Annotated in this window: 27 protein-coding genes, 1 tRNA gene and 1 rRNA gene; 17 read left to right on the top strand and 12 right to left on the bottom strand. The window is 69.3% G+C overall.

The genetic code is table 11. The features are described 5' to 3' along the window. The first annotated feature begins 2 nt into the window (after positions 1-2). The 3 genes from ASF21_RS07980 to ASF21_RS07970 all read left to right on the top strand — a co-directional run bounded on the left by ASF21_RS07980 (position 3) and on the right by ASF21_RS07970 (position 2417). Positions 3-1007, top strand: coding sequence for an aldo/keto reductase family protein (locus ASF21_RS07980; RefSeq protein ID WP_055769492.1), 1005 nt, complete (start codon positions 3-5; stop codon positions 1005-1007). Then, a complete protein-coding gene (locus tag ASF21_RS07975) occupies positions 1007-1861 on the top strand; it encodes an NAD-dependent epimerase/dehydratase family protein (RefSeq protein ID WP_055769490.1) in 855 nt (284 codons plus the stop codon). The genes ASF21_RS07980 and ASF21_RS07975 overlap by 1 nt, the downstream gene beginning before the upstream one ends. A gap of 103 nt (positions 1862-1964) precedes the next feature. Then, on the top strand, positions 1965-2417 hold the full coding sequence (locus ASF21_RS07970) for a hypothetical protein (protein WP_055769488.1): 453 nt from the start codon (positions 1965-1967) through the stop codon (positions 2415-2417). 110 nt (positions 2418-2527) lie between these two features. On the opposite strand, the gene ASF21_RS07965 is transcribed toward ASF21_RS07970, so the two are convergent. Further along, positions 2528-4012 carry an MFS transporter gene (locus ASF21_RS07965; RefSeq protein WP_055769486.1) on the bottom strand — a complete coding sequence of 495 codons (1485 nt, stop codon included), beginning with the start codon at positions 4010-4012 and terminating at the stop codon, positions 2528-2530. Between the two features lie 220 nt (positions 4013-4232). Between ASF21_RS07965 and ASF21_RS07960 the strand changes: the two genes are divergently transcribed. After that, positions 4233-5324, top strand: coding sequence for an alkene reductase (locus ASF21_RS07960; RefSeq protein ID WP_055769484.1), 1092 nt, complete (start codon positions 4233-4235; stop codon positions 5322-5324). A 116-nt stretch (positions 5325-5440) separates the two neighbouring features. On the opposite strand, the gene ASF21_RS07955 is transcribed toward ASF21_RS07960, so the two are convergent. Next, a complete protein-coding gene (locus ASF21_RS07955) occupies positions 5441-6034 on the bottom strand; it encodes a hypothetical protein (RefSeq protein ID WP_055769482.1) in 594 nt (197 codons plus the stop codon). Positions 6035-6158: 124 nt separating this feature from the next. Here ASF21_RS07955 and ASF21_RS17140 point away from each other — a divergent pair, with 124 nt between their 5' ends. Next, positions 6159-6308 carry a hypothetical protein gene (locus tag ASF21_RS17140; protein WP_191932024.1) on the top strand — a complete coding sequence of 50 codons (150 nt, stop codon included), beginning with the start codon at positions 6159-6161 and terminating at the stop codon, positions 6306-6308. 131 nt (positions 6309-6439) lie between these two features. Here ASF21_RS17140 and ASF21_RS07950 read toward each other — a convergent pair whose 3' ends face one another. Further along, complete coding sequence (locus ASF21_RS07950; RefSeq protein ID WP_055769480.1) at positions 6440-6649, bottom strand: hypothetical protein; 210 nt, start codon at positions 6647-6649, stop codon at positions 6440-6442. Between the two features lie 166 nt (positions 6650-6815). On the opposite strand from ASF21_RS07950, the gene ASF21_RS07945 reads away from it, so the two are divergent. The 4 genes from ASF21_RS07945 to ASF21_RS07930 all read left to right on the top strand — a co-directional run bounded on the left by ASF21_RS07945 (position 6816) and on the right by ASF21_RS07930 (position 11559). Continuing rightward, entirely contained in the window at positions 6816-7682 is an 867-nt protein-coding gene (locus ASF21_RS07945; RefSeq protein ID WP_055769478.1) for a Vms1/Ankzf1 family peptidyl-tRNA hydrolase, read from the top strand. Next, entirely contained in the window at positions 7679-7969 is a 291-nt protein-coding gene (locus ASF21_RS17295) for a hypothetical protein (RefSeq protein WP_055769475.1), read from the top strand. Before ASF21_RS07945 ends, ASF21_RS17295 begins: the two co-directional genes overlap by 4 nt. Before the next feature lie 4 nt (positions 7970-7973). Beyond that, complete coding sequence (locus ASF21_RS07935; protein WP_055769474.1) at positions 7974-9791, top strand: thiamine pyrophosphate-requiring protein; 1818 nt, start codon at positions 7974-7976, stop codon at positions 9789-9791. Positions 9792-9897: 106 nt separating this feature from the next. Continuing rightward, a complete protein-coding gene (locus tag ASF21_RS07930) occupies positions 9898-11559 on the top strand; it encodes a catalase (RefSeq protein WP_055769471.1) in 1662 nt (553 codons plus the stop codon). 136 nt (positions 11560-11695) lie between these two features. Here the strand turns inward: ASF21_RS07930 and ASF21_RS07925 are convergent, their stop codons facing one another. The 3 genes from ASF21_RS07925 to ASF21_RS07915 all read right to left on the bottom strand — a co-directional run bounded on the left by ASF21_RS07925 (position 11696) and on the right by ASF21_RS07915 (position 13252). Continuing rightward, positions 11696-12616: an SDR family NAD(P)-dependent oxidoreductase gene (locus ASF21_RS07925; protein WP_055769469.1), complete on the bottom strand. Its 921-nt coding sequence runs from the start codon at positions 12614-12616 to the stop codon at positions 11696-11698. Positions 12617-12640: 24 nt separating this feature from the next. After that, positions 12641-12874, bottom strand: a complete 234-nt coding sequence (locus ASF21_RS07920; protein ID WP_055769467.1) for a hypothetical protein — start codon at positions 12872-12874, stop codon at positions 12641-12643. 141 nt (positions 12875-13015) lie between these two features. Further along, entirely contained in the window at positions 13016-13252 is a 237-nt protein-coding gene (locus ASF21_RS07915; protein WP_055769464.1) for a hypothetical protein, read from the bottom strand. A 117-nt stretch (positions 13253-13369) separates the two neighbouring features. On the opposite strand from ASF21_RS07915, the gene ASF21_RS07910 reads away from it, so the two are divergent. The 4 genes from ASF21_RS07910 to rsgA all read left to right on the top strand — a co-directional run bounded on the left by ASF21_RS07910 (position 13370) and on the right by rsgA (position 15809). Beyond that, positions 13370-13873: a metallophosphoesterase family protein gene (locus ASF21_RS07910; protein ID WP_055769462.1), complete on the top strand. Its 504-nt coding sequence runs from the start codon at positions 13370-13372 to the stop codon at positions 13871-13873. An 87-nt stretch (positions 13874-13960) separates the two neighbouring features. Continuing rightward, a complete protein-coding gene (locus ASF21_RS07905; protein WP_157365813.1) occupies positions 13961-14227 on the top strand; it encodes a hypothetical protein in 267 nt (88 codons plus the stop codon). A 122-nt stretch (positions 14228-14349) separates the two neighbouring features. Beyond that, positions 14350-14550, top strand: coding sequence for a hypothetical protein (locus tag ASF21_RS07900; protein ID WP_055769458.1), 201 nt, complete (start codon positions 14350-14352; stop codon positions 14548-14550). Between the two features lie 206 nt (positions 14551-14756). Beyond that, positions 14757-15809: a ribosome small subunit-dependent GTPase A gene (rsgA, locus tag ASF21_RS07895; RefSeq protein WP_055769457.1), complete on the top strand. Its 1053-nt coding sequence runs from the start codon at positions 14757-14759 to the stop codon at positions 15807-15809. Between the two features lie 56 nt (positions 15810-15865). Here rsgA and ASF21_RS07890 read toward each other — a convergent pair. Both ASF21_RS07890 and ASF21_RS07885 read right to left on the bottom strand, forming a co-directional pair. Then, positions 15866-15942 (bottom strand) — tRNA-Thr (locus ASF21_RS07890). Between the two features lie 90 nt (positions 15943-16032). Continuing rightward, positions 16033-16887, bottom strand: a complete 855-nt coding sequence (locus tag ASF21_RS07885) for a DsbA family protein (RefSeq protein WP_055769455.1) — start codon at positions 16885-16887, stop codon at positions 16033-16035. A 127-nt stretch (positions 16888-17014) separates the two neighbouring features. Between ASF21_RS07885 and ASF21_RS07880 the strand changes: the two genes are divergently transcribed. The 4 genes from ASF21_RS07880 (at position 17015) to ASF21_RS07865 (ending at position 22006) form a co-directional block, all read left to right on the top strand. Further along, entirely contained in the window at positions 17015-18514 is a 1500-nt protein-coding gene (locus ASF21_RS07880; RefSeq protein WP_082471370.1) for an alpha,alpha-trehalose-phosphate synthase (UDP-forming), read from the top strand. Then, positions 18504-19286: a trehalose-phosphatase gene (otsB, locus tag ASF21_RS07875; protein WP_055769450.1), complete on the top strand. Its 783-nt coding sequence runs from the start codon at positions 18504-18506 to the stop codon at positions 19284-19286. Before ASF21_RS07880 ends, otsB begins: the two co-directional genes overlap by 11 nt. 130 nt (positions 19287-19416) lie before the next feature. Continuing rightward, positions 19417-20505, top strand: a complete 1089-nt coding sequence (locus ASF21_RS07870; RefSeq protein ID WP_055769448.1) for an ABC transporter ATP-binding protein — start codon at positions 19417-19419, stop codon at positions 20503-20505. 139 nt (positions 20506-20644) lie between these two features. Continuing rightward, positions 20645-22006, top strand: a complete 1362-nt coding sequence (locus tag ASF21_RS07865; protein WP_055769446.1) for a DUF4032 domain-containing protein — start codon at positions 20645-20647, stop codon at positions 22004-22006. Between the two features lie 56 nt (positions 22007-22062). Here the strand turns inward: ASF21_RS07865 and ASF21_RS07860 are convergent, their stop codons facing one another. From ASF21_RS07860 to rrf, 4 genes are all read right to left on the bottom strand, one after another. Continuing rightward, positions 22063-22593 carry a DUF4190 domain-containing protein gene (locus ASF21_RS07860; protein ID WP_055769444.1) on the bottom strand — a complete coding sequence of 177 codons (531 nt, stop codon included), beginning with the start codon at positions 22591-22593 and terminating at the stop codon, positions 22063-22065. A gap of 99 nt (positions 22594-22692) precedes the next feature. Beyond that, positions 22693-24063: an FAD-binding oxidoreductase gene (locus tag ASF21_RS07855; RefSeq protein WP_055769443.1), complete on the bottom strand. Its 1371-nt coding sequence runs from the start codon at positions 24061-24063 to the stop codon at positions 22693-22695. After that, entirely contained in the window at positions 24060-24626 is a 567-nt protein-coding gene (locus ASF21_RS07850; RefSeq protein WP_157365812.1) for a hypothetical protein, read from the bottom strand. Before ASF21_RS07850 ends, ASF21_RS07855 begins: the two co-directional genes overlap by 4 nt. Positions 24627-24911: 285 nt before the next feature. Further along, positions 24912-25028, bottom strand: a 5S ribosomal RNA gene (gene rrf / locus ASF21_RS07845). Positions 25029-25034 lie beyond the last annotated feature (6 nt).

Genomic DNA, 25034 nt, shown 5'->3' with positions numbered 1-25034 from the left:
CCATGGACTTCAGATACCTCGGAAACAGCGGCTTCAAGATCTCGGAAATCACGTACGGCAACTGGCTCACGCACGGCTCGCAGGTGGAGAACGACGTCGCGACGCAGTGCGTGCGCGCCGCGCTCGACGTCGGCATCACCACCTTCGACACCGCGGACGTGTACGCCAACACGGCTGCGGAGACCGTGCTCGGCGAGGCACTGAAGGGCGAGCGGCGCCAGTCCCTCGAGATCTTCACCAAGGTCTGGGGGCCCACCGGACCGAAGGGCCACAACGACGTCGGACTCTCGCGCAAGCACATCATGGAGTCGATCGACGGTTCGCTGCAGCGCCTGCAGACGGACTACGTGGACCTCTACCAGGCCCACCGCTACGACTACGAGACCCCCCTCGAGGAGACGATGCAGGCGTTCGCGGACATCGTCCGGCAGGGCAAGGCCCTCTACATCGGCGTCAGCGAATGGAATGCGCAGCAGCTGCGCGACGGACACGCCCTCGCGAAGGACCTCGGCTTCCAGCTCATCTCGAACCAGCCCCAGTACTCGATGCTGTGGCGCGTCATCGAGGGCGAGGTCGTCCCGACGTCCGAGGAGCTCGGCATCTCGCAGATCGTCTGGTCCCCCGTGGCCCAGGGCGTCCTCACCGGCAAGTACCAGCCCGGCCGGCAGCCCGAGCAGGGCACCCGCGCCTCGGACGACAAGGGCGGCGCCGACATGATCAAGCGCTGGATGAGCGACGAGGTCCTCACGGGCGTGCAGAAGCTGGCCCCGATCGCCGACGGCGTGGGTCTGACGATGGCGCAGCTCGCGATCGCCTGGGTGCTGCAGAATACGAACGTCGCCTCCGCGATCATCGGCGCGTCGCGTCCCGAGCAGGTCGAATCGAACGCGGTCGCCGCAGGCGTGAGGCTGGAGGACGACGTCCTCAAGGCCATCGACGAGGCCATCGGCGGCCTCGCGGAGAGCGACGTCGCCAGGACGCAGTCACCCGAGACCAGGCCGGTCTGATGGCGCCCCTCACGGTCGCCGTCACCGGGTCCAACGGCAAGCTCGGGCGCAGCGTGGTGCGTGGCCTCCGCGAGGCCGGGCACACCGTCGTCGAACTGGACCAGCACGGGGAGCGCAGCCCATCCTTCCTCCGGATCGACCTGCGCGACTACGGGCAGGTCGCCGATGCCCTCCAGGGGGTCGACGACAAGTACGACGCACTGGATGCCGTGGTCCACCTCGGCGCGATCCCTGCACCCGGCCTGCAGGCGGACGCCGCCACGTTCCACAACAACATGACGTCCACGTACAACGTCTTCCAGGCGTGCCGGCGCGCCGGCATCAAGCGGATCGTCTATGCCTCCAGCGAGACGGTGCTCGGACTGCCGTTCGACACTCCTCCTCCGTACATCCCGGTCGACGAGGAGTACCCGGCCCGCCCCGAGAGCACCTACTCCCTCGTCAAGCACCTGGAGGAACAGCTCGCCATCGAACTGACGCGCTGGGACCCTGCGCTCAGCATCACGGCCCTGCGGTTATCCAACGTGATGGATCCCGAGGACTATGCCGAGTTCCCGTCCTTCGACGCGGACCCGTCGAGCCGGAAGTGGAACCTCTGGGGGTACATCGACGGCCGTGACGGCGCGCAGGCGGTGCAGCGGGCACTCGAGAATGCGGCGCCGGGCTTCGACCGCTTCATCATCGCGGCCGCGGACACCGTGATGGGACGGCCGAGCGCCGATCTCGCCGCCGAGGTCTTCCCCGGCGTCGAGGTGACCCGGGAGGTGGGCGGCAACGAGACGCTCCTGTCGATCGACAAGGCCCGGCGGATCCTGGGATACGCCCCACGGCACAGCTGGCGCGATCACGCCTGAGGCCGCACCGGAGGTCCGGGCTGCGGCACCAACTGTCGCCCGGACCACTTCATCAGTAGGCTGACAATCGAACGATGCGCAGCACCGACGAAAGGCGAAGAAGATGACAGAGAACCTTCCCGATGAGGAACTGACCATCGTGGGCGAAGAGCCCGAGGTGCCGAACGATTCGCTGGCGCCCGAGGCCTTCGACCCGGTCCTCGAGGGCCAGCCAGACGCCTACCAGGATGCGGCGGAGCTGAACCCGGACCGCTGGCAGGAGGATCCCCTCCTGCAGGACGAGCCCGGGGTCACGGAGTCAGGCGCCGACGAGAACGGCGTGGCCGGAGTGGGCGAGGAGGGCGCGCTCAGCGACCAGACGCTGCGCGAGGGGACCGCCGAGGCACGCTACGAGCACGGGGACGAGCAGTACCCGCCGGAGGAGCCCATGCTCGGCGAGGCAGCGGCGGATGTCGACTTCGGCATGATGGAGGACGACGACGTCGATGCGAGCGACGACCCTGCCAACCGCGGCGGTTCGCCGCTCAACGCGATGGACCAGGAGGACCTCCGCTAGCGGACGGTCCCGTCGCCCCAGCACCAGCACCACGCACGAAGCCCCGGACAGGACACCTGTCCGGGGCTTCGTCGTCCGGCATGGGGCCGGCATCCGGGTCGGGATGGGCGTCAGCTCCCGCTGCCGCCCGGATGTCCGGTGTGCAGGGCGGCAGGGGCGGCCGGCGGTCCGTCCACGGCGCAGTGGCTCGGATGCTCGGTCTCCGGGGTGTGCGTGTTCCGGATGGTGAGCGCCGCGAGGACACCGCCTGCGACGAGCACCACGGCACCGATGATGCAGGCGGTGTCGAACCCCGCCTCGAAGACGGCAGGGTTGCTGTAGGCGTCGCCGGTCAGGCCGGCGGCGGCGGGCAGGACGGCGATCGCGATCAGGCCGGCGGCCCGGGCGACGGCGTTGTTCACGCCGGAGGCGAGGCCTGCCTGGCGTTCCGGCACTGCGGAGAGTGCCGTGGACGTCAGGGGGGCCACGAGGAGCGACAGCCCGAGTCCCAGGACGAGGACCGGGGGCAGGACGTCCACGAGGTAGGACGCCCCGGGACCGATCCGCAGCATGAGCACGAGTGCGACCGCGCACACCAGCGGCCCGACCGCCATCGGTATCCGCGGGCCGATGCGTGAGCTGAGCTCCCCCGCGCGCGGCGAGAGCACCAGCATCAGCGCCGTGATGGGCAGCATCGCCGTCCCCGATGCGACCGGGCTGAATCCGGCGACGACCTGCAGATGGACCACGAGCAGGAAGAAGATCCCGCCGAACACCGCGTAGATGAGGAACGTGACCGCGTTGGCTGCGCTGAACTGCCGGTTGGCGAAGATGCGCAGCGGCAGCATGGGGTGCTCGGCATGCCATTCGACGACGAGGAACGCGGCGGCGGCGACGAGCCCCAGCACGCCCGAGCCGAGGACCGCCGGAGCGCCTGCTCCCTGTGCGGGCGCCTCGATCAGGGCATACGTGGTCCCTGCGAGCGCGAGCGCACCGAGCACCGCCCCGGCCGCGTCGAGACCGCCGCTCGCGTCGGCGTCGCGCGTCTCCGGCACGTGGCGTGCGGCGATCCACACGACCGCCGCCGCGATGGGCACGTTGATGAGGAAGATCCAGCGCCAGGACACGCTCTCGACGAGCCAGCCACCGAGGAACGGACCGATCGCCGTCGCAACCCCGCCGAGGCCCGACCACGCTCCGATGGCCCGCGCCCGGTCCTCACCCGAGAAGCTCGCCTGGATGATGGCGAGGCTGCCCGGGGTGAGCAGGGCGCCGCCCACCCCCTGCAGCGCCCGGGCAGCGATGAGCAGGCCGGCGTCGGGCGCCAGCCCGCAGAGCAGGGAGGCGACGGCGAACCAGATGACCCCGACGACGAAGATGCGCCGGCGCCCGAACCTGTCCCCGAGGGATCCGCCGAGCAGGATGAACGAGGCGAGCGTCAGCGTATAGCCCGTCACGATCCACTGCAGGGCGGCGAAGTCCGTGCCGAGTTCGGCGCCGATGGTCGGGAGCGCGACGTTGACGACCGTCGCGTCGATGCCGGCGATGCCGGACCCGAGCACCGTGGCGAGCAGGATCCACCGACCCGCCGCAGTCTTCATCCGGATCTCACTCATGCCGCATCAACGCCTCATCGACCTCATGTCCCGCCGGGCCGCGGGAACACGCACAGTGTCGCACCGTCGTCGCCCCGGCACCATCACCCCTCCGCCGGTCGGACGGCCGGGGCCGGGAGTCCCGCCCGCACCTCCGTGACACGCACCACAGATGGAATAGCACTAGGCGAAGCCCGGTTATCGACGGGTAGGACACCCCCCCACTTAGAAAGCAGGACCCGTGAAGCTGTTCTCCCCGCTCACCCTCGGCACGCTCGAACTCCCCAACCGCGTCGTCATGGCACCGCTGACCCGCGTCCGCTCGGGCGACGCCGGGATCCCCGGCGATATCGTCGTCGAGCACTACCGCCAGCGTGCCTCGCTGGGACTCATCGTCAGCGAGGGCACCTACCCCAGTCACGCCGGCCAGGGCTTCCCCGGCCAGCCCGGCCTCGTCGAGGACGAGCAGCTCGCCGGGTGGCGGCGCGTCACCGACGCCGTCCATGCCGACGGCGGCCGCATCGTGGCCCAGGTCATGCACGCCGGCCGCGTCACCCACCCCGACACGAACGGCGGGTACGAGGTGGTCGCGCCGAGCGCGATCGCCATCGAGGGCACCACGCGCACGAGCACCGGCAAGCAGCCCTACCCCGTCCCCCACGCCCTGACCACCGGGGAGCTTCCCGGCATCATCGAGGAGTTCGTGACCGCATCCCGGCAGGCGATCGAGGTCGCAGGGTTCGACGGCGTCGAACTGCACGGCGCCAACGGCTACCTCCTGCACGAATTCCTCTCACCCGGATCGAACCAGCGGGACGATGCCTACGGCGGCTCGCCGGAGAAGCGGGCGCAATTCGTCATCGACCTCGTCACCGCGGTCGCCGAGACGGTCGGCGCCGAGAAGGTGGGCCTGCGCATCTCGCCGGAGCACAACATCCAGGACGCCCTGGAGACGGAGGCCGCCGACGTGCATGCGACCTACGGGACGCTCGTCGACGCGCTCGCCCCACTCGGCCTGGCCTATCTCAGCATCCTGCACGCCGAGCCCACCGGTGCGTTCGTCCAGGACCTGCGGACGCGCTTCGGTGGTCCGTTCCTCATCAACAGCGGATTCGGCGTCATCACGAACCGCGAGGAGGCGATCTCCATTCTCGAGGACGGCATCGGTGACGCCGTCGTCGTCGGTCGTCCCGCGATCGCCAACCCGGACCTCGCCCGGCGCTGGCGGGAGAACCTGCCGGAGAACGAGCCCGACCCCGCGACGTTCTACTCGACGGGCGCCGAGGGCTACACCGACTACCCGTTCTACGACGGTTCGGTGAACGCCAACTAGGCATCTGCAGGGCAGATCCTCACGGAGGGTCGCAGGCATCTTCGCTGCAACTCTCGGTGACGGCGTGATCAGGACGAGGCGCTCCCGCCCGCGGCGGGGGCGCCTCCTGCCTATGGTCACCGCTGCCGAGTGGACGTCCGCTGCCGGAACCATGCACCGATGGCCCGGTGACGCAGGACCAACCAGCCCACGAGCAGGGCTGCCGCCAGATGGGTGTGCAGCAGGAGCATCACCTCCGGAGAATGGCCACCGGAGCCCCCGGCCCCCACCGGCACATCGGCTCCGTGATGATCAGCCGGTCGCGCGACGGTCGAGGAGGGCGCGACCGCGAGCCCCCCGAGCAGCCAGTGCAGGACCTGCTGGCCGGCTCCCAGCAGGAGCAGCACGGCCCAGCCCGGGAGGCGTCCGAGCACTACGAGGGTGGCGGCCAGCACCGCGAGCGACGCCAGCCCGGCGAGGATGGGTGGACTCGGCAGGACGCCGCCGGACGCGGCATGCGCCACGATCCCGAGGGCGACGGAGCCGAACCCTGCGGCTGCGGCTCCCGCGATCCGGACGCGGCGGTGCACGATGCCGGGAGCATCGGCGGTCCGCGATCCGGCCACCCCGGCGGCCGTTCCCGCGGTCGGCGGCCCCGCAGCCGCACCGCTGGCCCCTCCGCCCTCCGTGCCGATGACCACGTCGGTGTCCGTGGCGGTGTACGAATCCATGATCTGATCGTAAGCATGCTGATCACATCCCGCCACGGCATTCCTGCCGGTGATACCCGTCCGCTCAGGTCCGTACACTGACGGTGAGGGAGCTGATCTTCCCCCGAACCGAGAGGACGAGTGCATGTCAGAGAAGCCGAGCGACGACGACCGCATCCACAACGAAGCACCTGCCGAGGGCGACCCGGACGCCGATACGGCGGACATCCGCGTGCATCCCGAGGAGCCCGCCGAGGGCGCGGACACCGACGAGAAGACCGGCGGGGGCAGCTAGGGGCTCCCACGACGAACAGCAGATGGAGGAAGCGCCGGTCATCGACCGGCGCTTCCTCCATCTGCGGCCGGAGCTGCAGCCGTCAGGCCCGCTGTGCTCCGCCCTGGGCAGCCGCGCCCGCAACCCTGCTGTCAGCGGGTCCCGACGACGATCTCGCCGAACGGGATCTCCTTGGACGTCTCGGCGCCGCGGTCGACAGCCTGGTCGCTGATGAGGATGCCGTGCTTGCCCTCAGCGACGGACTGCTTCATGACCATCAGCACGGTCTCGGCGAAGCCCTCGTCCTGGGCCTCGAGGAAGCGGATGTAGGCGGGCGGGAAATTCTCGGGAACTGTCAGCATGTCCTCCACGCTACCCGCCGCCACCCACGAGTGCCGAGGCAATTTCAAGCCCCTCCGAGGACGAATCGACCCTTCTTACCGATCGGACGGAGTGATAGACCATAAGTGTCCTTAGTATTTCCGGCGCTCGGCCGCCGACCCGATACCGACACGACAGGGGACCTTCGTGACGCACGTACTCAAAGACCATGCCCATCTGTTCGAACGGCCCGGTCCCTGGACCACCATCTATGTGGACGGCAGCACCGGGACAGTGGACGGCCTCGCGAACGACGAGATCCTTCCACGCAGCATCGCCCAGGAGATGAAGGCTGCGGGAGCACCTCCCGAGGACATCGACGCCGCCGTGGCCGCACTCGGCACGACGGCGAAGGGACTGCCGGACCCGGTGACGCGCTACCTCCTCGTCAACGGCGGGAAAGTCGTCGTCGACGAGTTCCTGCCCGGCGACCTCGTCGGCCTCACCGTGACCGCCACCGGCCCCGTACCCGACCTCACGCCCCTCGTCCGCCACACCCCCGAGGACTTCGCCTACCTGGTGGCAGAGGTGGGGCACCACGGCGGCGAGATCTATCTGCGGTATGCCGACGGCGACGAGCAGCACATCACCTCCGGGGCCCCCACGTCCGAGGTGGAGGGTGACACGATGCACACCCGCAAGCTGGGGAGCGGAGGCTGGGGGCATCGCCGCATGCAGCAGCATGCGGAGAAGGTCTGGAAGATGAACTCCCGTGAGGTCGCCGCCGAGATCGATCGGATCGCCGCGGAGCACGATGCACAGTTGATCGTGGTGGCCGGTGACATCCGGGCACGCCAACTGGTGGCCGACGAGGTGTCGCAGGAGTCCGCCGCGAAGCTCGGCGTCATCGAGAGCAACACCCGCGCGGACGGAGCCGACGAGGAGACCTTCCTCGAGCAGGTCCAGCAGCTCGTGGCACGCACCATGGCGGATCAGCAGCACTCGCTCCTCGAACGCCTCGCCGAGAAGGAGGGCCAGGGACACGGACGTCCGCCGTCGGCCGCGGGGCCGTGATCACGGCCCTGCAGCAGGCGCAGGTCGAAGTCCTCCTCCTCGAGACCACGGCCTGGGACGGCGAGACCCTCCTCGCACTCGACGCAGCACCCTGGGTCGCGATCTCCGAGGCCGACACCGCCGGAGCGGGCGTGCTGGGCGAGGTGCCGGCGGTCGCCGGGCTCCTCCGGGCCGCCGCGCTCACCGATGCGCAGGTGACGATGTACCCGTCCGGTGCGCTCGAGGAGAAGCCCGTCGCTGCGCTCCTGCGCTGGCCCACCGGACCCGCCGCACCGACAGCGGCCTGACACCATGGCGGATACTTCCGCACAGCGGGCCGGGACGGAGACGTCCGGGTCGGTCGCCGACCTCGTGGTGCGCCGGCTCGAGGACTGGCACGTCGACAGGATCTTCGGCTACAGCGGAGACGGTATCAATCCCCTGCTCGGCGCACTGCGCCGGGCAGGGGGCCCCGCCTTCGTCCAGGCCCGCCACGAGGAGGCGGCCGCCTTCATGGCTGTGGCGCACGCGAAGTACACCGGCCGGGTGGGCGTCGTCACCGCGACGCAGGGACCGGGGGCGGCGCATCTGATCAACGGCCTGTACGACGCCCGGATGGACAGCGTCCCCGTCGTCGCACTGGTCGGCCAGCAGAGCCGCACCGTCCTCGGCTCGGCCTACCAGCAGGAGATCGACCTGCCCAGCCTGTTCAAGGACGTCGCCTCGGACTTCCTCCAGCAGGTCACGGACGCCGAGCAGCTGCCCATGGTCCTCGACCGTGCGTTCAAGGCCGCGCTCGCCACCCGGTCACCCGCCGTCGTGATCCTGCCGCACGACCTCCAGCAGGAGGCAGCACCGTCCACGCCCCACGAGCACGGCGTGGTCCCGTCGTCGCCGGTGTGGTCGCTCGGGTGCGTCTCGCCGCGCGAGGCGGACCTGCTCGACGCCGCCGCCGTCCTGAACGCCGGCCGGAAGATCGCCCTCCTGGTGGGGCAGGGGGCCGCGCACGCGCAGCAGGAGGTGGTCGCCGTGGCCGAACGCCTCGCAGCGGGCATCACCACGAGCCTCCTCGGCAAGCCCTTCGTCGACGAGTCGCTCCCGTTCGCGACCGGCACGATGGGCCATCTCGGCACCACGGCGAGCGCGCACCTCATGGACACGTGCGACACGCTGCTCATCATCGGCTCCAACGACCCCTGGACGGAGTACTACCCGGCCCCGGGGCAGGCACGCGCGGTCCAGATCGACATCGACCCGAAGGCGATCGGGAACCGCTACCCCGTGGAGGTGGCACTCCACGGGGACGCGGCCGAGACACTCGGGGCCCTGCTGATCCTCCTGCACGGCCAGCAGGACCACTCCTACCGTGCCGAGGTCGAGGAGCAGGTGGAGAGGTGGCACCGGATAGCCCTGGAACGTGCCCTGATCCCCGCCCGGCCCGTCAACCCCGAGCGCGTCGTCCGCGAACTCAGCGATGCACTGCCCAGCGATGCGCAGGTGGCGGTCGACGTCGGCAGTTGCGTCTACTGGTACGCGCGCCAGCTGCGCCTCCCCCGCGGCGTGCCCGCACATCTGTCGAGCACCCTCGGCTGCATGGGTGCGGGCATGCCCTACGGCATCGCCGCGAAACTCGCACGCCCCGAGCGCCCCGTTGTCGTGCTCCTCGGCGACGGGGCACTGCAGATGGCGGGGCTCGCCGAACTCGTCACCGTCGCTCGGTTGTGGCGCGGCTGGGCGGACCCGCGCTTCGTCGTGTGCGTGCTCTCGAACCGGGATCTCTCGGAGGTCTCGTGGGAACAGCGCGAGATGGAGGGCGAACCCCGCTTCGAGGACAGCCAGGCCCTGCCCGCCGTCGACGCCGCCGCGCACGCGAAGCTGCTGGGACTCGACGGCGTGCGGGTCGAGGATCCGGCGGACCTCGCTGACGCGTGGCACCGGGCCTTCGCCGCGGACCGGCCCTTCGTCATCGACGTCGTGACGGATCCGGACGTCCCCCTGCTGCCGCCGTTCCCGGCGGGTGCGGCGAAGCTCGCGTCCATGCACCGGGCGGTCGACGCCGAACCCGGTGGCGGCGCCGCTGCCCTCCTCCGTCGCTACGCCGAGATCGAGGGCGGCACGGATAATTACTAAGGTTGCTGCGCATCAGTGGCTTGGGTAGCGTCGAGAGCGGACATGGGGAGCCGGCAGGGCATCCCCGCTGCCCGAAACGACCAGAGTCCGCTGTGAGGAGAACCCCATGACCGATGTCGCCGGCCAGCCACCCGCCGAGGGCGATGACCGTGCCGTCCTGACGAACCGCCAGGGCCACCAGGTCTACGACAACCAGAACTCCCGCACGGTGGGCGAGCGGGGCCCCGCCACCCTCGAGAACTACCAGTTCCTCGAGAAGATCAGCCACTTCGACCGCGAGCGCATCCCGGAGCGCGTGGTCCATGCCCGCGGCGCCGTCGCCTTCGGTGAGTTCGAGGCCACCGGCCGGTGGGGAGCCGAGCCGATCGCCGCCTACACCCGCGCGAAGCTCTTCTCCGAGCCGGGCAAGAAGACCGAGGTCGCCGTCCGCTTCTCCACCGTCATCGGTGGCCGTGACTCCTCGGAAGCCGCGCGGGACCCCCGCGGGTTCGCGGTCAAGTTCTACACCGAGGACGGCAACTGGGATCTGGTGGGCACCAACCTCGCCGTGTTCTTCATCCGCGACGCCATCAAGTTCCCGGACGTCATCCACGCGCTGAAGCCGGACCCCGTCACCTTCCGGCAGGAGCCGGGCCGCATCTTCGACTTCATGTCGCAGACCCCGGAGTCCATGCACATGCTCGTCAACCTCTTCAGCCCGCGCGGCATCCCCGCGGACTACCGCCACATCCAGGGATTCGGTGTCAACACGTACAAGTGGGTGGACGCCGGGGGCGGGACGAAGCTCGTGAAGTACACCTGGCAGCCGCACCAGGGCGTGAAGAGCCTCACCGAGGAGGACGCCGCCACCATCCAGGCCACCGATCTCGGACATGCGTCGAAGGACCTCTACGAAGCCATCGAGCGTGGCGAGTACCCGACGTGGGACCTGTACGTCCAGCTCATGGACGACGGCGACCACCCGGAACTCGACTTCGACCCGCTCGACGACACCAAGACCTGGCCGGAGCAGGATTTCGAGCCGAAGCTCGTGGGCACCATGACGCTCAACCGGAACGTGGCCGATCACCACAACGAGAACGAGCAGCTGTCCTTCGGCACCGGCGTGCTGGTCGACGGACTCGATTTCTCCGACGACAAGATGCTCGTGGGGCGGACCTTCAGCTACAGCGATGCCCAGCGATACCGTGTGGGACCGAACTACCTCCAGCTGCCCGTGAACTCCGCCAAGAACGCAGCGGTGCACACGAACCAGCGCGGTGGCCAGATGTCCTACGGGACGGACCTCGCGCCCGGCCAGAATCCGCACGTCACCTACGAGCCCTCGATCACGGGTGGACTCCGCGAGGGCGAGTACCCCACGCACGACGACCAGGGCCCCGAGATCACCGGTCGGCTGACGCGCAAGCGGATACCGCTGACCAACGACTACCTGCAGGCCGGTCAGCGCTACCAGCTGCTCGAGCAGTGGGAGAAGGATGACCTGGTCGGGAACTTCGTGACCCTGATCGGGCAGGCCGCGCGCGCCGTGCAGGAACGCATGGTGTGGCACTTCCACCTGGTGGACGACGAACTGGGTGCCCGCGTCGGGGAAGGGCTCGGCATCGGCCTGGACGAGGTGAAGGACCTACCTCCGCTCGCGAGCCAGACCCTCTCGGAGGACGAGCTCGCCCGCCTGGAGAACCTCGGGAACAACGGACCCCGTGACGTCACGGGGCTGACCATGACCCATTGCGTCCCCAACGAGCACATGGTGGTGAGCCGCTGACGGTCATCCGTGACATGGGCGGACACCGCGCGGAGGAAGGCGTCGGCGCATCCTGCCGGCGCCTTTTCCGTTGCTGCGCGGGCGGGTGGTACGGGACCGCAACGGCGAGACCAGCCGAGGGCGGGTGGCCCGCCCGTCAGCGTCGTCGGGCGGCCTCGCCGGCAATGCGCCGCAGCCGGGGGAACCAGCGCCACCCCCCGGTCACGCCGGTGGAGTGACGATCCGGATGGAACACGTTGCCGTCCGAGACGGGGGCCGCGTCCCGCGTGAGCGCGAGGGCAGGGTAGGCACGGGCCACGACGGCCTGGTACGCCGCGGGGGCGAGGGCACGGGCGTGGACGAACAACGACTGCACCCGACCCACCTGGGTCAGCCGGCGTGGTGCGTGCGAGACCCGCACGATCGCCCGTGCCACCCGGAGGGGATCGGTGACCGGGGGGAGCGGCCGGACGGCCCTGCCGGTATGGTTCGCGGCATGTTGGTGGATCGGCGTGTCGATGGTTGCGGGGAGCACGGCGCAGACATGGATGTCAGGTGCGCTCGCCAGTTCCATCCGCAGCACCTCGAGGAAGCCGAGCAGGCCGAACTTGCTGGTGACGTAAGGGCTGACGAGCGGCGACGTAATCCTCGAGTAGACGGAGGCCACCGAGACCAGCACCCCGTGCTCCTGGCGCCGGAAGACGCGCAGCGCCGCCCGCGCCCCGTACACCTGTCCGGAGAGGTTGACGGACAGGAGCCGGTCGAAGACATCGGGCGGTGTCTGCTCGAACGTACCGAAGCTGTACAGGGAGGCATTACCCACCCAGACGTCGATTCCGCCGAACCGCTCGACGGCGGCGTCGGCAAGGCGGTCGACCTCCTCGGCGGAGGAGACGTCCGTGCGGAGGGTGATCGCCGTCGCCCCCAGGGCGCGGCACTCTGCCGCGACGTCCTCGAGCGTCGAGGCGTCACGCCCGGCGAGGACCAGCCGGGCATCCTCCTCCGCGAACAGCCGGGCGGTTGCCCGCCCGATCCCGCTCGATGCACCGGTGATGACCACGCGCAGCGTATCCGTCATGAATCTTCCCTCCCGATGGTCGGCTCAGTGGCCGCGCCGATCCTTGTCCGTCGGCACATCGGGGTCCAGTGCGTCGGCCTCCTGGCTGTGATGGGTGACCTTCTCACGCAGTCCGTGCGCGTCGGCCTGTCGCTCCTGCGCCTGCTGCCGCAGCCGTTGCGCCTCGACCTCGGCGCGCTGCGCCTCGGCCTCCGCCATCGACGCCTTAGCCTCGCGCTCACGGGCGTCCAATTCCGTGGCCTTCGCCTGCTCGCGCATCTCGGCCGCCCTGTGGCGGTCCTCGTCCTGCTGCCGCTTCCGCTGGGCATGCCCCCGCTTCCGCGCCAGAACGGCGACGACGGCGATGATCGCCAGAAGCCACGATCGCGACGATGATCCATACCGCTTGTCCTGTTTCCATCACTGTCTCCCTGCCTCGTGGCGGTGACGGTTCACCGCGCCGACCTGGCCCCCGAAACCGCCGAGACCCGGGATCTTGCCCAGCAGGTCCGTCGGGTTGATGCCGATCCTGGCGAGCAGGTCCGCGTGCTGTTCCGGGTCCACCTGATCCGGCAGCTCGGACTGTGCCTGATCGGCGTGGTCGTCCTTGCCCTGGCTCTTCAGCAGGTCGATGATCTGCTGTTTGTCGATCCGCATGGTCTGCCTCCTCGTGGTCCGGACCGTGATTAGTAAGCGTGCTTACGGAAGCATGCCATAGGGTCCCCGGCTTGTCACGGGTGCCTGAGTGCCGGATTCCGCGGCAGACTTGGCACCATGGTCCTCCGCCTGACGCTCCTCGCCGACACCCACCTGCCGAAGCGGGCCAGGGTGCTGCCTGACGAGGTGTGGGACGCCGTCGACTCGGCCGACGTCGTCGTCCATGCAGGGGACTGGACCGGGACGGGGCTGCTGGACGAGCTGGAGGAGAGGGCCCGGCGACTCATCGCCTGCTACGGCAACAACGACGGCGCCGACCTGCGCTCGCGCCTCCCCCTCGTCGCCCGGGCGGAGCTCGAGGGCGTGCGGCTCGCCGTCGTCCATGAGACCGGCCAGAGCCAGGGCCGGGAAGCCCGCATGGCGGTGCTCCATCCGGACACCGATGTCCTGGTGTTCGGCCACAGCCACATCCCATGGGACACCACTGCGCCGGGCGGTCTCCGGCTCCTCAATCCGGGCTCGCCCACCGACCGCCGTCGCCAACCGTTCTGCACCTACATGACCGCCGTCGTCGATGACGGCGCAGTCAGCGTGACGACGCACCGCCTGCCACCGCGCTAACGCGCCGAACCCCTGCTGTCCACCTTTTCAGCCGTTCCGATCTGCGCCCACCGCAGCTGCTCGCCGGGCCGACCGCGCGCCTGCGCGATGTCTGTGACCCCGGCCAACGCCTCCGTGCTCGCACTGCACCACTGCGGCCACAGGGCGGGAACGGCGGCGGCGGACAGCGGCGCCCTGCAGTCCGGCGTGGCCGGTCTCCTCAGCCCCTTCGTCGGCCTGCTCGGCGGAGACCAGGTGGCGATGGTGTGCGTCATGCTCGCCGCAGCGGCCCTCACCCTGCTGGTCCTGGCCACCGGGACCGAAAAGCGCGAGGCCGAGCAGGTCCAGGCGCAGGGCCCCGATCAGCGCAGCTGATCCTCCCTCGGCGTCCGGTATCCACCGCCCGGGGGTGGCGACCTGACAGTCCGGCGCCACTCTGGGACAATGGAGCACCCGCGACGAAGCGACGCCCGCTGTCCGATGACGAGAGGAGCACGATGACTGTCCTGCAGATCGCCCTCCTCGTCGCCGCCGGTGCCGCCGTATGGCTTCTCGCCACCGTCGTCATCGTCGTCTGGGTCATGGGCATGAGCCGCAACACAGCCGTGGACGAGGAGAAGTTCCGGCGGGACCTCGGCGACGCGAGGCGCAGGACCGCGCGCCGATCGGTGGAGAAGACCGACAGGACATCGGCCTGACCTCTGTCGTCCGGATCGGCAACGGATTACACTGAGCTCTCGCGGGCCCGGACGGGTCCCTCAGGAACGACAGGAGGTGGGTCATGGAGAACGTCACTGTCGGCGCGTCGACCACCGCCCCCACCCCCCTCGTCGTCACCTCCCCGGTTCCTGCGCTCCAGCCCTGAGGCCAGCCGCGCCCGGGGAGCTTCCCCGGAGGATCTCCGTTGAACCCTCTTCAGCAGTACGGCTACACGGACCGTGTCGCCCGCCTCTTCTCCCTCCATCTCCCGTCCACAGCTGCACCGGCCGCCTCCCCCGCCCGGGTGGTCCGCGCGGACCGCACCCGCCTGCTCCTCGCCACTGAACAGGGCCTGCTCGGGGTGCAGGCGCACGAGTCCCTCGTGACCGGCGACTGGGTCGCCGTCTCCGGCGGTGAGGATCCGCGCGTCGTCGGCGTCCTTCCGCGCTGGGCGGTCCTGCAGCGCAAACGCGCCCACGATCCGCTCGCGGAGGCGCAACTGCTCGGCGCCAATGTCGATCTGGTGGGTGTCGTCGTCCCGTTGGACCAGGCGCTGTCGGCGAACCGTCTGGAGCGGACGCTGGTCGCAGCCTGGGATTCTGGCGCCGTCCCCCTCGTGGTGCTCACCAAGGCTGACCTCAGCTCCCGTTTCGATGCCGTCATCGCGGACACGGTGGAGCGTGCGCGGGGCGTGGAGGTCTTCACCACGTCCGCCGAGGACGGAGACGGCCTCGATGACCTGCGAGCCCGCGTCGGTGCGGGGCGCACCCTCGCCCTCCTCGGGCCATCGGGTGCCGGCAAGTCGAGCCTCGTCAATGCGCTCGTCGGCCGGGATGTGCAGGACACGGGTCGGGTCAGGGTGGGCGATGGCCGCGGCAGGCACACGACGACGGCGAGGGAGCTGGTACCGATCGGCGACGGCGCCGTCCTCATGGACACACCAGGGCTCCGGGGGTTCGCCCTCTGGGACGCCGAGGACGGACTGGCCGAGGTCTTCGGCGAGATCGAGGACCTGTTCGCCTCCTGCAGGTTCCGAGACTGCGCGCACGATGCCGAGCCCGGCTGCGCCGTCCAGCTCGCCCTCCTGTCCGGGGCACTCGAGGAGCGGCGGTGGCGGAGCTACCGGAAGATGCAGCGCGAACTCGAGAGCCTCCACCGCCGGCAGAACCCGTCCGAGCGACGATCCCATGACCGGTCCCTCGAGCGTGCAGTCCGCGACGCCGTGCGGGGCAAGGAGCACCGGCAGGGCTGGGGTTGAGAGCCGGCGGCGTTCCGCGCATCGGGCGTGTTCGCGGGAGGAACAGCAGGCGGGTGTGGAGCCTCCTGTCGGATTCGAACCGACGACCCCCGCTTTACAAGAGCGGTGCTCTGGCCAACTGAGCTAAGGAGGCGAACTGGCCGGGCCAGCGGGCGCCGTCACCCCTGGCTGGAGGGCAGTCGAGCGCTCAACAAGGGTAGCCCAGGCCCGCCACCGCCGGAAATCAGCTGCGGGCGTCCAGTTCCTCCTGGACCGTCGTCTCGAAGTCCTCGACGGCGTTCGGGACCGCGGCACCGTTGACGAACACCGTCGGCGTGCCGCCGACGGCAGCCGCCTGAGCCGCAGCCGTGGCGAACTTCGTCCATGGGCGGAAGGTCCCCTCCTCCACGCACGCGGAGATGTCCCCCGCGCCTGCGTCCGCGGCGAGCGCCACGAGGCCGTCGTCGTCGAGCTCTCCCTGCTTGTAGTGCGCGAACAGGCGCTGGTTGACGTCGAAGTACGCCTCGGGCGCGGAGTCGGCCACACAGGCGACGGCGTTCGCGGCGCGGGAGGAGTACTCGGTGCTGCTGTTGCGGTCGAGGTAGGCCACGGTGCGGTACTCGAACGTGATCTCGCCGGCGTCCAGCCACGAGAGGATCTGCTCGGAATGCCGTGCCTCGAAGTCCGCGCAGTGCACACAGTTGATGTACGCCACCACCTGCAGGGGACCGTTGGTGACGGACGTGATGCCCTCGGGGATGGCTCCCTCCGCTGCGGGCTCGGCGGGGAGAGTCGCGACGTCCACCGTGTCGGTCCCCGTCGGCGCCGTGTCGGTGCTCGACAGGAGCGTGATGCCACCTTGGGCATTGCCGCCCTGGGGCGCCGGCCCGGCGTCGGGGATCCGGCCGCGCACAGTGTTGATGACCACCACCGCGATGAGGGCGACGACGATCAGTCCCGCGACCACCACGCCCCATTTGGCGAGCGTCCCGTTGCGGCGGTCCTTCCGCTGCTGCTCCTCCGCAGCCACCCGCTCCCGCTCACGGGTTGCGGCGGTGCGCTGGGCTTTGGTCGGCTTGTGTCCGGGTGCGGGCGCCATCGGTCCTCTTCGTCGGTGTGCTGGGAGGCCATGCTATCGACCGCACCTGAGCGCTTCCGCCCAGCTCACGTCCCCGGCCGACTCCTGCCCGACCCGATAGAGTCGGGCGGGAGATCCCCCTTCTGCGATGGAGCCAGTTTTGAGCGCAGCACAACCGTCCACGACACCTGGCGTGAAGCCCTCTTTCCCGACCGACGGCCGGTTCGGGGACTTCGACTTCATCGTCGTCTCGAACAGGCTCGCCGTGGATCGCGTGGTGGACGAGCACGGGGAGAGCTCCTGGCGCCGGTCCCCCGGAGGCCTGGTGACGGCACTGGCGCCCGTCATGGCGAAGGCCGACGGCGCCTGGGTCGGCTGGCACGGTGCGTCCGACGAGACGCTCGAGCCCTTCGACGAGGCGAATATGCGCCTCGTCCCCGTGCCGCTCAGCGCCGAGGAGGTCGAGCTCTACTACGAGGGCTTCTCGAACGCCACGCTGTGGCCGCTCTACCACGACGTCATCGCCTCGCCGGAGTTCCACCGCACCTGGTGGGACTCCTACCGGAAGGTGAACGAGCGCTTCGCTGCGGCGACGGCGTCCGTCGCGGCCGAGGGCGCCACCGTCTGGGTCCAGGACTACCAGCTGCAGCTCGTGCCCAAGATGCTGAGGCAGGCCCGGCCGGACCTCAAGATCGGCTTCTTCAACCACATCCCCTTCCCCCCGCTCGAGATCTACGCGCAGCTCCCGTGGCGCCGCCAGGTGATCGAGGGTCTCCTCGGTGCCGACCTCATCGGCTTCCAGCGTCCCAGCGACGCGAGCAACTTCCTGCGGTGCGTCCGCCGCTTCAAGGGCCACACCATCAAGGCCCAGCAGGTACAGGTCCCCGAGGGCGACGACGGCACCCCTGCCTACGTCTCCCGCGCGGAGGCGTTCCCCATCTCGATCGACACGGCGTCGATCACGGAACTCGCGCAGCGGCCCGACGTGATCGAGCGCTCCCGCGAGATCCGGCGCGAGCTCGGCGACCCGCAGCACATCCTCCTCGGCGTGGACCGCCTCGACTACACCAAGGGCATCGGCCATCGCCTGAAGGCGTACGGCGAGCTGCTCGAGGACGGCGCGATCACGGTCGAGGACGCCGCCCTCATCCAGGTCGCGAGCCCCAGCCGCGAGCGGGTGGAGCAGTACCGGATCCTCCGCGAGGACATCGAGGGCGCCGTCGGCCGCATCAACGGCACCCACGACACCATGAAGAACACCGCCATCCGCTATCTGCACCACAGCTATCCCGTCGAGGAGATGGTGGCCCTGTACCTCGCCGCCGACGTCATGCTGGTGACCGCCCTGCGGGACGGCATGAACCTCGTCGCCAAGGAATACGTGGCGGCGCGCACGAACAACACCGGCATGCTTGTACTCAGCGAATTCGCAGGCGCCGCGGATACGCTCCGCCAGGCCATCCTCGTGAATCCGCACGACATCGACGGCCTGAAGACCGCCATCGTCACGGCGATCTCCATGCCGAAGACGGAGGCCATGCGGCGCATGCGGCTGATGCGCCGCCAGGTGGTCCACAACGACGTCGAACGCTGGTCTCAGGCCTTCCTCAACGCCCTGCACGCGGGAAGTGCGGGTCATGGCGCTTGAGCCGGAGCTGCTCTCCGCCCTCGCGTCGCTCGCCGCCACGCCCCGGCTGCTCGTCGCCCTCGACTTCGACGGGACCCTCGCACCCCTGGTCGAGAGGGCGGAGGACGCACGCGCCCTCCCGGCGTCGGCCGCTGCGCTGCGAGCGCTGGCTGGACTGCCGGGCACGACGACGGCGCTGATCTCGGGCCGAGCCCTCGACAGCCTGCGCGTGGTGGCAGAACCGCCCGAGGACATGCTGCTGATCGGCAGCCACGGGGCAGAGACGTGGACGGGACCCGACGGCGTGGCCCTCGCCCTGACCGCGGATCAGGCCGGGCTTCTCGCCCGGGCCGTCGACGTCGTCGAACACACCGTCGCAACGCATTCGGGTACCCGCATCGAGTTCAAGCCCGCCGGGGTCGTCCTCCACACGAGAACAGCGGCCGACGACGTCGCCGATGCTGCCGTGACAGCTGCCCGTGCCGGCCTCGCGCCGCTCGGGGACATCAGCGTCACCGACGGCAAGCGCGTGCTCGAGGTCTCGGTCATCAGAGCGGACAAGGGCCAGGGGCTGGCTCTGCTCCGGGAGACCACGGGAGCGACCGCACTCCTGTTCGCCGGCGACGACGTCACCGACGAGCACGCCCAACTCACCCTCCGCCCGGGCGACGTCGGCATCAGGATCGGCCCGGGCCCGACGTCCGCGCCGTTCACCGTCGCCACGCCCGAGGCCTTCTCCGAGGTGCTCGAGGAACTGGTGTCCTTGCGCACATCCCGTGCACCAATCAGCTGAACGTGTCATACTGCTCCAAGCGTGACCAACGTCACCGGTACTGCTGGCGGGTCGCGCACCACAACTGAATACTCTTCCATTCACTACGGATCGTCGGGCACGTACCTGCCCGTGAAAAGGAACCACCACCATGGCAACGGTAACGTTTGACCAGGCCACGCGCCTGTACCCGGGCACAGAGAAGCCCGCCGTCGACAAGCTGGACATCGACATCGCCGACGGCGAATTCCTCGTCCTCGTCGGCCCCTCCGGTTGCGGGAAGTCCACCTCGCTGCGCATGCTCGCCGGCCTCGAGGACGTGAACTCCGGACGCATCCTCATCGGCGACCGTGACGTCACCGACGTCCCCCCGAAGGATCGCGACATCGCGATGGTCTTCCAGAACTACGCGCTCTACCCCCACATGTCGGTCGCCGACAACATGGGCTTCGCCCTGAAGATCGCGGGCGTCTCCAAGGAGGAGCGTGCCGAGCGCGTCCGCGAGGCCGCCAAGCTCCTCGACCTCGAGGACTACCTGGACCGCAAGCCGAAGGCCCTCTCCGGTGGCCAGCGGCAGCGTGTCGCCATGGGCCGCGCCATCGTGCGTAACCCGCAGGTGTTCCTCATGGACGAGCCCCTCTCCAACCTCGACGCCAAGCTCCGCGTGCAGACCCGTACGCAGATCGCGTCGCTCACCCGCCGCCTCGGCGTCACCACGGTCTACGTCACGCACGACCAGGTCGAGGCCATGACCATGGGAGACCGCGTCGCCGTGCTGAAGGACGGCATCCTGCAGCAGGTCGACACCCCGCGCAACCTCTACGAGCGTCCCAAGAACGTCTTCGTGGCCGGCTTCATCGGCTCTCCCGCGATGAACCTCCTCGAGCTGCCCGTGGCCGACGGTGGCGTCATCTTCGGCGGCATCGTCTACCCTGTTCCCGGCAGCGTCCTGGACGCCGCAGCAGGGAACACCGTCACGCTGGGTGTCCGTCCCGAGGACCTCGTCGTGTCCGCGACCGGTGAGGGACTGCCCGTCGAGGTCGACGTCGTCGAGGAACTCGGCGCCGACGCCTACATCTACGGTCACACCACGCTCGACGGCAAGAACCACGACATGGTCGTGCGCGTCGACGGTCGCCGCCCGCCGATGAAGGGTGACAGCGTGTTCGTCCGCCCCGAGCAGGGCCACGTACACCTGTTCGACACGAGCAGCGGCCTCCGCCTGGCCGAGACGGTCTAGTCCTCCGCGCACGAGCCAACCAGTACGACGACGGTGGCGTCCGCCGGGTACCCTCTGGGGCTCGGTGGACGCCATCGTCGCGTCGGTGGCAACTACGCTTGACGCAGGCCCCTTCCCGCCCCGACCCGGAGGCAACACCATGACCGAGACCTCGAACGCCCAGTGGCATGACGAGCCGACCGACTACGAGCAGGCCGGCAAGCTCCCGAGGCTCCGCCCGGCGTCGTCGGAGAGCCCGAGCCTCGGGTCCCTCAACATCACGGCCGCTGCGACGGATCCCGAACTGCTCGACCTGCCCTGGCACATCGCCCTGGAGCAGTGGCCCGCCAGCGCACTCGCAGCCCTCCCCCGTGGCATCTCCCGGCACATCGTGCGCTTCGCACATCTGGGCGGATCGGTGATCGCCGTCAAGGAGACGAGCGAGCACATCGCCCGGCACGAATACCACATGCTCCGCAAGCTGCAGCGGCTGGATGTTCCCTGCGTGGAGCCCGTCGCCGTCATCTCGGGCCGGACCACTCCCGACGGCGACGAACTCGATCCCGTCCTCGTCACACGGCACCTGAAGTTCTCACTGCCCTACCGCGCGCTGTTCTCCCAGACGCTCCGCCGCGATACCCTCACGCGTCTCATCGACGCCCAGGCGCTCCTCCTCGTCCGCCTGCACCTCATCGGCTTCTACTGGGGGGACGTCTCCCTGTCCAACACCCTGTTCCGCCGCGACGCGGGATCCTTCGCCGCGTACCTGGTCGACGCGGAGACCGGCGAACTGTATCCCGAACTGTCGACGGGTCAGCGCGAATACGACCTCGAGATCGCCCGCGTCAACATCGCCGGTGAACTGATGGACCTCGCCGAGGGCGGACTGATCGAGGAGAAGGTGGATCCGCTGGCGACGAGCGAGCTGATCATGGACAGCTACCGCCGCCTGTGGACCGAGCTCACCGAGAAGGAGTCCTTCGAGCTCGGAGAGCGCTGGCGCGTAGGTGCCCGGATCCGGCGCCTCAACGAGCTCGGCTTCGACGTCGAGGAATATGCCATCAAGACGGCCGTCAACGGGACGCAGATCCAGCTGCAGCCCAAGGTCGTGGACGCTGGGCACCACAGTCGCAGGCTGCTGCGGCTGACCGGCCTCGACGCGCAGGAGAACCAGGCACGGCGCCTGCTCAACGACATGGACGCCTACCGGGCGGACAACAATCCGACCCTCGACGAGGAATTCAGCGCCCACCTGTGGGTCAACGAGGTCTTCGAGCCGATCGTCCGGGCCGTCCCGCGGGAGCTGGGCGGGAAGCTCGAGCCCGCGGAGGTGGTGCACGAGGTCCTGGAGCACCGCTGGTACATGTCGGAGCGCGAGGACCGCAACGTCCCGATGGCGGAGGCCGTGCAGTCCTACCTCGACGACGAGCTACGGCATCGTCGTGACGAGGCGGAGATCATGCTGACCGCCGACGCCCGCACCATCGGCATCGATGAGGACTCCGAGTACCGGGACAACTAGGCTGCAACGACGAAGGGCCGGCAGCCATCGACTGCCGGCCCTTCCTCACATATCGATCAGGGGCAGGTCGTCGTCGTCCCCTGAAACTCGACCTGAGTTCCACTGGGGACGCCCTGGCACAGTTCGGCCAACTCGGTGAAAGCGGGAATCAGAGCGATGAACCCGATGATGAGGACGGCCAGTCCGATCGTGAAGAGAATGCCGATGATGATGCCGGCGAGGGCGAAGCCGTTGCCCATCTTGGCCCTCCGAGATTTCACGAACGCCACGATGCTGATGATCAGGCCGACCGGCGCGATCAGGATCGCGAGGATGAAGCCCACGATGCCGAGCGTCCTGCCCGGGTTCTCGGTGACCTGCCCCTGGTAGCCCTGCTGCCCCGGGTAGTTGTTCCCACCCTGCTGGCCGTAGGGTGACTGACCCTGTTGCTGCCCGTAGGCAGTGGGAGTCTGTTCACCGTACTGCGGCGCGTTCTGGCCGTACTGCGGGGCGTTCTGGCCGTACTGCGGCTGGTTCTGACCGTACTGTGACTGGTTCTGCTGACCGTAGGGCGAGTTGCCCTGCGATCCTGGATTGTTGTCAGACATGCTGCTCCCCGTGGCGCGATGAAAGTGACGGTGTGTTCCACCGATTTCCTGAACAGTATCATCGCGGCCGGGCGTCCCTCGGGCAGCCCGAGGCAACGATCAGGAGACGATCGCCTTTCCCGGATTCAGGATGCCGAGAGGATCGAACACCTGTTTGATCCGCGCTTGGAGCGCGAGGATCTCCGGCGCCTGCTCCCAGGCGAGCCACCGTCGCTTGTACTGTCCCACGCCGTGCTCCCCGGTGATCGTGCCGCCCAGGTCCAGTGCGCAACGGACCGATTCGTCCAGCGCCGACTCCAGCCGTTCCTGCGCCTGAGGCCCCTCCCGTCGTTCCACCCAGAAGGTGGGATGCAGGTTTCCGTCCCCGGCGTGCGCCACGACCTTCAACTGCACCTGATGACGTGATGCCATCGCCTCCAGTGCGGCGACGTAGCCGACCAGCTGCGATTTGGGCACGGCGACGTCCTCTCCCACCCTGTACAGGTCGTCGACCTCGTCGCCCCTGCTGTGCCGCCGGAGATCCACCAGCCGGTCCGCTTCCTCAGAGCCTTCGTCGCTCACGCGTGCACCCAGCCCGAGAAGTACTGCGCGGATCTGCTCCGCCTCCGCGGCCGCCCCGTACCCATCCGTCCTCGCGAGGAGCAGGGAACCCCCACGACGGCGGAGGTCGGACCCGTGGGCGCCGTCGAGCGCCTCGAGAGTGTTGCCGTCGAGGAGTTCCAGGATCGCCGGTTGCACTCTGGCCCGTCCGATGGCGAGCACCCCGGCCGCAGCGCTCGTGAAGTCCTCGAAGAAAGCCGCCACGGTGTGGACGGACGTCGGCAGGTAGCGGAGCCGGACGGTGATCCCGACGATCACCCCGAGCGTGCCTTCCGAGCCCGTCATCAATGCCGTCAGATCGTAGCCTGCAACACCCTTGAACGTCCTGTGTCCGGTCCTGACCAGCGTCCCGTCCGCCAGAACGACATCCAGTGCGAGGACCGAGTCACGCGTCACCCCGTACTTGGCGCATCGCAGGCCACCGGCGTTTGTGGCGACATTCCCGCCGATCGTCGACCACCGATAGCTGGCGGGATCCGGCGCATACATCAGACCATGGCCGGCTACGGCGTCGTTCAGGGCGGCGTTGACCACGCCCGGTTCGACGACGGCGGTCTCGTCATCGGGATTGATCTCGAGGATGCGCGTCATGAGCTCCAGCGAGAGGATGACACTCCCTGTCGTCGCGTGGGCGCCGCCTGACACGCCCGACCCGGCTCCACGGCTGATGACCGGGACCCTGTGGCGAGTGGCCCACCGCAGCACCTCCTGCACGTCGGCCACGGATTCTGCCCGGACCACCGCGACGGGAAGGGCCGGCTCGAGCACCGGCCCCTGATCGCGCGAGTAGCTCGTCAGATCGGCGGCAGACGTGGACACGCGACCGGGCAGGATGTCCTCGAGATCTCCCAGCGCGGATGCATCGATCATGATCCCCCCATGAAGCGGCGGTACCGCGCCAGGGCTTCGGGCCAGAACTGGCGGTAGAAGACGTAGAGGTCATGCGGATCGGCGCGCGTCCATCCACTGTGGGTCAGGTCCAGCGTCGTCTCGACAGGTCCATCCCCCTCCGCCTGGTCGACGACCCCAGCTCCGCCGGACCCGGATGTACCTTCAGCGGCTGCCCCGGCACGCGCCCGATGGAGGACACCGGCGTCCTCCCTCACACCCAGGCGAAGGTCCGTGGTCGTGGTCGAGCCGGCAGCGCGCCATCTGAGCAGCATCCACTGCCCGGAAGCACTGTCCGTCACCTCGCCCCAGACATTCTCGTCATCCTCCGCCGACGTCTCGACGAGCGCGTTGTCCTCGAGGTCGAAGAAGCTGTCGGTTCCCCACCGGCTCAGGAGATCCGCCGGCCACCAAAGGTGGAGGTGCTCGACGAGTCCCGCCCAGGCGTGGTCGGCGGAGGCGGGCACGGAGACCGTCGTCCGGATGTCCGGGCGGTCCGAGGGCGCATCTCCGTCGGCGGAGGCGTGCGAGAACAATCCACTCATGCCCCGACCCTACCGCCGCTTGGTGACCTCGACCGCACCTCCCCGCGGCACAGTATCGCCCGGGTGGGATCGGGTGCCGCATCCTGCGCGGCTCGGCGGTATGGGCTTTGCCGGCCGAGCCGTGGGCCTTTGGGCCTGGCCGTGTTGGTGCTGCCCGGCTGTGGGCCTTCGAACCTGGCCTGGCCGGGCTTGTGCCGGGCTGCTGGGTGTTGGGGGTGTGGGGTTGTGGGGTTAATGGGGTGAGGCCCCGCACCTGGTGGTGTGGGGCCTCAGCCTGTAAGTGTTGTCCGGCGGTGTCCTACTCTCCCACACTCTCTCGGGTGCAGTACCATCGGCGCTGTGGGTCTTAGCTTCCGGGTTCGGAATGGGACCGGGCGTTTCCCCCACGCTATGACCGCCGTAACTTTG

The organism is Arthrobacter sp. Leaf234 (assembly GCF_001422665.1).
In the GTDB taxonomy this organism is placed as follows: domain Bacteria; phylum Actinomycetota; class Actinomycetes; order Actinomycetales; family Micrococcaceae; genus Arthrobacter_D.
Note: the sequence above shows the minus strand (reverse complement) of the source record. Positions and strands in the feature narration are given on the sequence as shown.